At 72.6% G+C, this 9,206-nt stretch carries 3 protein-coding genes and 2 pseudogenes; 1 reads left to right on the top strand and 4 read right to left on the bottom strand.

What is annotated here, in order from left to right:
- Nucleotides 1-13: 13 nt before the first annotated feature.
- Together ACVDFE_RS35440 and ACVDFE_RS35445 are read right to left on the bottom strand one after the other, a co-directional pair.
- Nucleotides 14-2,512 (bottom strand): ABC transporter permease, encoded by a 2,499-nt coding sequence (locus tag ACVDFE_RS35440; RefSeq protein WP_458433529.1) that lies wholly within the window; start codon nt 2,510-2,512, stop codon nt 14-16.
- Nucleotides 2,512-3,253: pseudogene (locus ACVDFE_RS35445) on the bottom strand (ABC transporter ATP-binding protein). The gene ACVDFE_RS35440 and the pseudogene ACVDFE_RS35445 overlap by 1 nt, the downstream one beginning before the upstream one ends.
- Before the next feature lie 367 nt (nt 3,254-3,620).
- Between ACVDFE_RS35445 and ACVDFE_RS35450 the strand changes: the two are divergent.
- Nucleotides 3,621-3,872 carry a hypothetical protein gene (locus tag ACVDFE_RS35450; RefSeq protein WP_360398816.1) on the top strand — a complete coding sequence of 84 codons (252 nt, stop codon included), beginning with the start codon at nt 3,621-3,623 and terminating at the stop codon, nt 3,870-3,872.
- 41 nt (nt 3,873-3,913) lie between these two features.
- Here ACVDFE_RS35450 and ACVDFE_RS35455 read toward each other — a convergent pair.
- A pseudogene (locus ACVDFE_RS35455) lies at nt 3,914-7,747 on the bottom strand (type I polyketide synthase); the annotation flags it as partial.
- Between the two features lie 46 nt (nt 7,748-7,793).
- The gene (locus ACVDFE_RS35460) at nt 7,794-9,200 is read right to left on the bottom strand and encodes a type I polyketide synthase (protein WP_458433530.1); all 1,407 of its coding nucleotides are present in this window, start codon (nt 9,198-9,200) and stop codon (nt 7,794-7,796) included.
- Nucleotides 9,201-9,206 lie beyond the last annotated feature (6 nt).

Genomic DNA, 9,206 nt, shown 5'->3' on the forward strand with positions numbered 1-9,206 from the left:
CCGGTGGTCGCGGTCATCCTTCCTTGACCGCCTCCACCGCCGGCGAGCGCATGCCCCGCCAGGAGGACGTCAGCGTCGCGCCGAACACCAGCAGCAGCGAGCCGGCGACGATCGCCAGGTAGATGCCGATGGAGCCGGACGGCAGCCAGTCGCCGGTCTTCACCAGGCTGTAGGGCACGATCGTGGTGGCCGACGCGATCGTGCCGAGCAGGATCGCCACCACACCGACCAGCACGCCCTCGGCCGTCAGCATCCCGAGCACCTGCCGCTTGGTCGCGCCGACCAGCTGCTGCAGCCCGAACTCGGCCTTCCGCTTGCGGGTCACCGCGATCAGCGTGTTGAGCACGGTGATCGCCGCGTAGCTCACGATCATCGCGACGATCGTGTAGTTGGCCGAGGCGAGGATCTGCTGGATCTGGTTGTTGCGAGCGGCCAGCGCGGAGCTGTCGACCAGCTCGGTGCCGGGCACGCCGGCGGCGAGGGTCGAGAGCCGGTCGCGCACCGCGCCCACCTGGCCCTCGTTGGAGCGAACCAGGATCTGGCTGACCACGCCTTCGGTGGTGTGCCGCGCGAGGGTGTCCGCGGGCAGCGTCAGGTAGTTCTGGTCGGGGTTGTCGGCGTACAGGGCGACCACGGTGGGCCGGACGCCGGTGCCGTCGCCGAGCTGCAGCGGCAGCCGGTCGCCGACCTTGACGCCCTGCTTCTCCGCGGTCTTGTCCGACAGCGCCACCGCGTCACCGGTCAGCCGGTCCAGCGAACCCGCGACCAGCGGCAGGTCGAGGTTCCGCGCCACGCCGTCCGCGGAGACACCGCGCAGCTCGACCGAGTCGCCGCCGCCCCCCAGGTAGCCCGTGCTGGTGACGAAGTCCGTGGCCGCCGCCACACCCGGTGTGGTCCGCACCCGGTCGAGCACCTCGGGGGCGAAGCCGCCGGAAGAGGAGACGAGCAGGTGGTCCGCGAGCACGTTCCGGTCGTACGAGGCCTGCGACACGGTGTCCTCGGTGGCCTGCATGTACAGCGTGCCCGTGGCGATGCCGACGAGCAGGATGATCGGCGCGATGGCACCGGCCGTCCGCACCGACGAGGTCATCGCGTTCCGCACCGCGAGCCTGCCCGACAGCCCGCTGAGCAGCCGGACCGGCCACCACAGCACGGCGATCAGCGCCTTGGTGATGCCGGGGGCGAGCAGCGCGATGCCGATGCAGAACAGCACCGAGGCGGGTCCCGCCGTGCTGGCCAGCGTGGGACCGTTCTCCATCAGCGTCGCGGTGGCCACGGCGAGCCCGATGCCGTTGGCGAGGAAGAACAACGCGAAGATCAGCCGCCACTTGCTGAACCACTTGGCTTCCGACGCGCTCTCCGCTGCGGCCACCACCGGTTCGGTGCGCGCGGACTTCCGCCCGGCGAAGCGGGTCGCGAGCGCCGCGGCCAGGACGGTGACCAGCGCGCCGACGGCCATGGGCGCCCAGCCCGCGTGGTAGACCACCGAGGAGGACACCACGCCGCTCGAGGACAGCACGGCGAAGAGCGCGTTGCCGAGCCAGTACCCGGGGAAGAGCGCCAGGAGCACGGCCAGCACCGACAGCACGGCCGTCTCGGACCCGATCATCCGCCGCAGCTGCCCCGGCGTGGCGCCGACGCCGCGCAGCAGTGCCATCTCGCGCACCCGCTGCTGCAGGGACAGCCCGAACGTCGAGGCGACACCGAACATCACGATGAGCACGACCGCCGTGCCGAAGACCGCGGCGAGGATGACGATCGTCTCCCGGCTCGCGAGCGTGCCCGGCAGCTCGGCGAGCCCGCGGGTGTCCCCGGTGAGGACTTCGGCGCCGGTACCGACCTTGGCGCTGATCGCGGCGGCGACCGCGGTCACGTCGGCGCCCGGAGCGAGCACGACGGCCACGGAGTCGATGCTGCCGCCCGCGAGCCGGCGTGCGGTGTCGTCGGTGAAGAACAGTGCGCCCGCGGGGTTCGCGTCGCCGTTCTGCCCGGCGACACCGGTGACGCGGAAGGTCTGGGTGACGCCGCGGACGGCGACCCGCACCGACGCACCCGGCTTGACCCCCGCGGCCGCTGCCAGGCCGGAGTCGAGCACGACGTCGTCACGACCGGCGGGCGCCTTGCCGTCGGAGAGGGTGTAGGGCGTCAGGCCCGCACTCCCCCAGCCGTGGCCGTAGGAGGTGCCGCCCACGGCCTTGCCGTCGCGCAGCACGGCGGACTGGACCGAGACGTCGGGAACCACGCCTTCGACACCGGGCACCGACGCCACGGTGGCGGCCAGCTTCGGATCGAGGTGGCGGCGCTCGGTGAGCGCCCCCGCGTCGCCGGACTGCTGCCCGGTGACGACGATCGGCGCACCGCCGAGCCGCTGGGGCTCGGCGGACATCCGGATGCCGGTCTCCATCAGCGCGCCGCAGGCGATCACGATCGCGGCGCCGAGGAACATCGCGAGGAACGTCGCGACGAAGCTCGCCCTGCGGAACTTGAGCGTGCTCAGTGCCAGCCGGAACATCAGAACCCACCCCTCATGGGCGCGGCCGCCGTGTCGTCCTGCCAGGCGCCGAGCCGGGTCATCCGCGCCGCGACCGCGTCGGCCGTCGGCGACACCAGCTCACCCGCGATGGCGCCGTCGGCCAGGAACACCACGCGGTCCGCGTAGGACGCGGCGACCGGGTCGTGGGTGACCATGACGAGCGTCTGGCCGGCCTGGTTGACCGACTGGCGCAGCAGGGCGAGCACCGAGGAGGCGGTACGGGTGTCGAGGGCGCCGGTCGGCTCGTCGGCGAACACCACGGCGGGCCGGGTCACCAGCGCCCGCGCGATGGCGACGCGCTGCTGCTGACCGCCGGAGAAGCTCCGACGGCCGGTGCTTGAGCCGGTCGGCCAGACCGACGCGGTGGACGACCTCGCTGATGAGCGCCTTGTCCGCGCGCTTGCCCGCCAGCTGCAGCGGCAGGGTGATGTTCTCCATCACCGTCAGCGCGGGCATCAGGTTGAAGGACTGGAAGATGAAGCCGATCCGGTCGCGCCGCAGCTCGGTGAGCTGGGTGCTGTCCAGACCGGACAGGTCGATGCCGCCGACGGTCACCCGGCCCGAGGTCGGCGTCACGAGCCCCGCCGCGCAGTGCAGGAAGGTGCTCTTGCCGGAACCGGAGGGTCCCATCACGGCGGTGAAGGTGCCGTCGCCGAAGTCGAGGCTCAGACCGCGCAACGCGGCGACCTGGCTGTTGCCCTTGCCATAGGTCTTCGACACGGACTCGAGCCGGACCGCCTTCGTGCGGCCGCGGATGGCAGTTGTGGTCACTGCGGTCTCCTGACTGGATTCCCGCGCTCCTAGCACGGCGTCTGGATTCGAGATTAGTGATCGGGCCGGGAGGCCACATTGGCTCTAACCCGCCGATTGAAGGTAGACTTTTCTCCACCTCGACACGCTCAGTAGCCGCGCGGGGAGGAACCTCCCCGTCGAACCTCCAGTTTTCTCCACTGTTTCCGCTCCGGTTCGTACCACCGCATGAATTGACCTCAGCACCAATGCATTCGCACTTCAGGTCCGGTAACCTCCAGATGTCAAGATCAGTGCGGAATCCGCGGCGACGGCCGCGGACTCGGAGGTTCACGCCATGACGGCGCATGATGAGGAATTCATCGCACGTGTGCTGCCCGACGGATGTCTCGAACTCTTCTGCCAGAGCGAGCAGACCTGGCACAAGTGCAGCCGGCGCGGTACCGCGATGTGGATCGCACTGCGGCGCAGCGACTGGCGGCCGGATCTGGCAGCACACGAAATTGCGTGGCAGTTGAATGTGGACGCCGACTCCGTGCGGTGTGACGCGGAAGCCTGGCTGGCACATTTTCGCATGAAGACGAACTGAGCAACCCCGTCGCCGTTTCCCGTCACTTCCGGCCGCTGCTCTCACCGGCTGACTTCACGGGACGTGCGCACCCAGCGGTCGACGGCTTCGGCCGTCGACGTGGCGAAATCCTCCAGCACGGTGAAATGCGTTCCGGGAACCTCGGTCAGCTCGTGGTCGCCGGGCCAGGTCGCCCGCCACTCGGAATCCCCCTCGGCGAAGGACTCGGAAGGCCGCACGAACAGGACGGGCGCGGTCAGCGCGCCAGGGGGGCAGTGCTGGATCAGGTCGCTGTAGCGGCTCATCGCCGCGAGCCGGGAGGTGCCGAACCCGCCGAACGCCGACTCGCGGTCCAGCATCCCGCCGAACATCTGCTGCCACAGGTCGTCCCTGCCCTCGCCGCCGGGCAGGTACGTGTCCACCAGCACCACACCGCCGGCAGGCAGACCGGCCCTCTCCAGGGCTTCGGCGGCGGCGTGCGCGAACTGCCCGCCGGAGGAGTAGCCCACGAGCACGTAGGGCCGGCCGTCCTCACAGGCGGCGCGAACGCCCTCGACCACCACGTCCACCACCGCGGCCACCGAAGCCGGCAGCGGCTCACCGGCACCGAAACCGGGCACGGCGGGCACGAGGACGTCGCGCACGCCGTGGAAGTGCCGGGCGAACCGCGCGTACTGGTGCGCGCCGCCGAGGGCCATCGGCGAGGGCACGCACACCAGCCGGACGGGGGCGTCCCCGGTGGAGAGCCGGACCGGCGGCGGCACCACGCCGAACTCCTCGACGCCGTCGAACGCGGGCAGGACGTCCGCGACGCAGCGCAGCAGGTCGATCACCGCGGACATCCGGCCGTCCGCCGCGGCCCTGCGCACCAACCCGGCGACCGACTCGTCCTCGGTGAGACCGCCGGAAGCAGGCTGCTCCCCCGCGACCAGCTGCTCCTGCAGGTGCGCGGCGAGCGCGTACGGGGTGCCGTGGTCGAACACGGTGCCGGCGGGCAGCGTCGTGCCGAGAGCGCCGGCGAGGGAGTTGCGGAGCTCGGCGGCCGAGACCGAGTCCATGCCGATCTCCAGGAACACCGCGTCCTCGTCGACGTCGCCGGGACCCGCGTGACCGAGCACGGCGGCGGTGTGCGCGCGCACCGCGTCGGTCAGCCGCGCCAGCTGCTCCTCGCGGGGCAGTCCGGAGATCCTCGCCCACAACGCCTTCTCGGGCGGGGCGTCGTCGACGTGACCGGGCAACGTGTCGAAGGTGAGCTGCGCCTGCGAGGCCAGCCAGTAGCGCTCGCGCTGGAAGGCGTACGTGGGCAGCGCCGCGCGGCGCGTGCCGGGGAACAGCCTCCGCCAGTCGAGCGCCACTCCGCTGACGTGCAGCCGCGCGAGACCGGCGGCCAGTGCCAGGGGTTCCTCGACCTGGCGACGTCCGAGGGCGATGAGCCCGGTCTTGCCGTCCTCGTCTAGACACTCGCCGGTCATGCCGGTCAGCACGGCGTCGGGGCCGAGCTCGACGTAGCGGGTGACACCGGAGGCGCGCAGGGTCGCCACCGCGTCCGCGAACCGCACGGTCTCGCGCACGTGGCGCACCCAGTAGCCGGGGTCGGTCAGCTCGGCCGCGGCCGCGCGGCCGGTGAGCGCCGAGACGATCGGGATGCGCGGCTCGTGGTACGTGAGCTTTTCCGCCACCACGCGGAAGTCGGCGAGCATGTCGTCCATCAGCGGGGAGTGGAAGGCGTGCGAGACGGTGAGCCGGCGGGTCTTCGCGAACCGTCCCGCGACCGCCAGCACGGCCGCCTCGTCGCCGGAGAGCACCACCGAACCGGGTCCGTTGACCGCCGCGACCGCCACGCGGCCGGGAGCGTCCGCCAGCAGCGGGAGGACGTCGTCCTCGCTCGCGGCCACCGCGACCATCACGCCGCCTTCCGGCAGCGCCTGCATCAGCTTGCCGCGCGCCACGACGAGCGCGCACGCGTCGGGCAGGTCGAGCACCCCCGCCACGTGCGCGGCGGCGAGCTCGCCGATCGAATGTCCCGTCAGGGCGGCCGGTTTCACCCCGAGCGAGGTGACCAGCCGGAACATCGCGACCTCGAAGGCGAACAACGCCGGTTGCGCGTACTCGGTCCTGCGCACCAGCTCGGGGTCCTCCGAGGCCAGCACCTCCGCGAGGCCGAGGCCGGACACGGCGTCGATCTCGTCGAACGCTTCCGCGAACACCGGGTGGTGCGCGCGCAGGGCCAGCCCCATGCCGGGGCGCTGGGCGCCCTGGCCGGTGAAGAGGAACGCCGTGCGGCCGCGGTTCTGCGCACGGCCGCTGACGGCTGCCGCGCTCGGTTCGCCCGCCTCGAACGCGCGCAACGCGTCGAGCAGCTGTTCCCCGGTGGAACCGAAGACGGCCGCGCGGTGCTCGAACGCCGACCGCGCCGTGCCGAGCGTCCGCGCGACGGCGGTGATCGGCTCCGCCTCCCGCTCCGCCAGGAAGGCGTGCAGCTTGCCGGCCTGCGCGGCGAGCGCGCAGGGCGACCGTGCGGACAACGGCCACACCACGACGGGTGCCGGGGGCTCGTCTCCCGGCTCGGGTGCCGCGGGAGGTGCTTCGAGCACCACGTGGGCGTTCGTGCCGCTGATGCCGAACGAGGAGATCCCCGCGCGGCGCGGACGGCCGGTCTCCGGCCACGCCCGTTGCCGGATCAGCGGCCGCACGGCTCCCGCCGACCAGTCCACCCTGGTGGACGGGGTGCCGACGTGCAGCGTCCGCGGCAGGACCCCGTGCCGCATGGCGAGCACCATCTTGATCACGGCCGCCGCACCGGCGGCGGCCTGGGTGTGCCCGATGTTCGACTTGACCGAGCCGAGCCACAGCGGTTCGCCGCCCTCACGGCCCTGGCCGTAGGTGGCCAGCAGCGCCTGCGCCTCGATCGGGTCACCGAGGGTCGTTCCGGTGCCGTGCGCCTCCACCACGTCCACATCGGACGGTGCCAGCTCCGCCGCGGCGAGGGCCTGCGCGATGACGCGCTGCTGCGACGGCCCGTTGGGCGCGGTGATGCCGTTCGACGCGCCGTCGGAGTTCACGGCGGAGCCGCGCAGGACGGCGAGCACCTCGTGACCGCACCGCCGCGCTTCCGACAGCCGCTCCAGCACGACGACCCCGACGCCCTCGGCGAAGCCGGTTCCGTTGGCGTCGTCGGAGAACGACCGGCAGCGGCCGTCCGGGGACAGTCCTCCCTGCCTGCTGAACTCCACGAAGGTGCCGGGGGTGCCCATCACCGTCACACCGCCTGCCAGCGCCCGGTCGCACTGGCCGCCGCGGATGGCCTCGGCGGCGAGGTGCAGCGCGACGAGCGACGAGGAGCAGGCGGTGTCCACCGACATCGTCGGGCCTTCCAGGCCCAGCACGTACGACACGCGGCCGGAGACCATGTTGCCGGTGCCGAAGCTGCCGAAGTAGTCGTGGTACATCACGCCCGCGTAGACGCCGGTGCGGCTGCCCTTGAGCGAGTGCGGGTCGATTCCCGCGTCTTCCAGGGCCTCCCAGGAGGCCTCCAGCAGCAGCCGTTGCTGGGGGTCGAGCACCGCGGCCTCGTTCGGGCTGATGCCGAAGAACGCGGCGTCGAACTCCCCCGCGTCGTGCAGGAAACCGCCTTCCCAGGTGTAGGTGTGTCCTGCCTTCCCCGGTTCCGGGTCGTACAGCGCGGGGTCCCAGTCGCGGTCGGAGGGGAAGGCGGTGATGCCCTCCCGGCCCTCCACGACCAGCTGCCACAGCTCGTCCGGTGTCGTGACCCCGCCGGGGTACCGGCACGCCATGCCGACGAGCACCACCGGGTCGTCGGCCACCTCGGTGAGGGAGCGGTTGAGCTCGCGCAGCCGCTCGTTCTCCTTCAGCGAGGCACGCAGGGCCTCGACGAGTCTGGCGTCCGGTTTGCCGGCGTTGTCAGCCATCCGTGCCTCCATGTCACAGCCCTTCGCCGGCGAACTCGTCGCCGGTCTCGCCGAGGGCGAGACTGATGAGGGCTTCGGTGTCGAGATCGTCCAGCGCGTCGGCCACCGGGGCGTTCGTCCCGGTGGCGGCGGGACGGGGCTCGGCGAGCGCGAGCAGGGTGTCGAGCAGACCGGCCTCGCGGAGCCTGCCCACCGGGATCGACGCGAGCACCGCCCGGACGTCCGCTTCGGCGCCGTCGCCGCCACGCGGAGCGGGCGTCACGGGCTCGAGCTGTGCCGCGAGGTGCGCGGTCAGCGCGTCCGGGTTCGGGTAGTCGAAGACGAGCGTCGCCGGCAGCCGCAGACCGGTGGCCTCGTTGAGGCGGTTGCGGAACTCGACGGCGCTGAGCGAGTCGAACCCGAGGTCCTTGAACGACAGGCCCTCCTCGATCCGCTCGACGCCGAGCGCGTACCGCACCTCCTCCTCGACGAGCCGCACCAGCCGTTCCGCGCGGCCCTCCTCGTCCAGCGCCGCCAGCTCGCGCCGCAACGCCGCCGCCGCACCGGAGCCGGACGCCGCCGCCTGCTGCTTCGGCACCCTGACGAGCCCGCGCAGCAACGGGGCCACGTGAGCGGCATCGCGCGGAGCCGAGGTGTCGAGTACGGCGGCGAGCAGCAGCGCGGACTCCCCCGCCTCCCCGGCCGTCGCGGTGTCGAACAACGCGAGCGCGGCCTCCCGGGCGAGCGGGAGCACACCACCCCTGCTCATCCGGCCGGCGTCGCCGTCGTCCAGCGAGGCGGCCATGCCGGCCCCCTCCCACGGTCCCCAGGCGAGCGACACGGCGGGGAGTCCGAGCGCACGACGGTGTTCGGCGAGCGCGTCGAGGAACGCGTTGCCCGCCGCGTACCCGGCCTGTCCCGGGCTGCCGAGCAGACCCGCCGCCGAGGAGAACAGCACGAACCGCCTCAGGCCCCGGTCACGGGTCAGCTCGTGCAGGTGCCAGGCCGCGTCCAGCTTCGGGCGCAGGACCTCGCTCAGCCGTTCGGCGGTCAGGGAGGTCAGCACGGCGTCGGCCAGCACACCCGCGGTGTGCACGACGGAGGACACCGGGTGTTCGTCGAGCACCCTGGCCAGCTCCGCGCGGTCCGCGGTGTCGCAGGCGACGACGGTCACCTCGGCACCTGCCCCGGCCAGCTCGTCCCGCAGCGCGAGCGCTCCGGGGGCGTCGGGACCACTGCGGCTCACCAGCACGAGCCGGTCGGCACCGTGCGCGGTGACCAGGTGCCGTGCGACGGCGGCGCCGAGCGCACCCGTGCCACCGGTCACCAGCACACCCCCGGACCAGTCGGCCGGGTCCGCGGCCCGCTTCGGGGCACGCACGAGCCGGGGGATGGCGACGTGGCCCTCGCGCACGACGAACTGCGGTTCGCCGGACGCCACGGCACC

Source organism: Lentzea chajnantorensis, from assembly GCF_054300775.1.

Excerpts from the sequence above, each read along its gene's own strand:
- ACVDFE_RS35450 (WP_360398816.1), top strand. The coding sequence starts at position 3,621 with ATGACGGCGCATGATGAGGAATTCATCGCACGTGTGCTGCCCGACGGA.
- ACVDFE_RS35440 (WP_458433529.1), bottom strand. The coding sequence starts at position 2,512 with ATGTTCCGGCTGGCACTGAGCACGCTCAAGTTCCGCAGGGCGAGCTTC.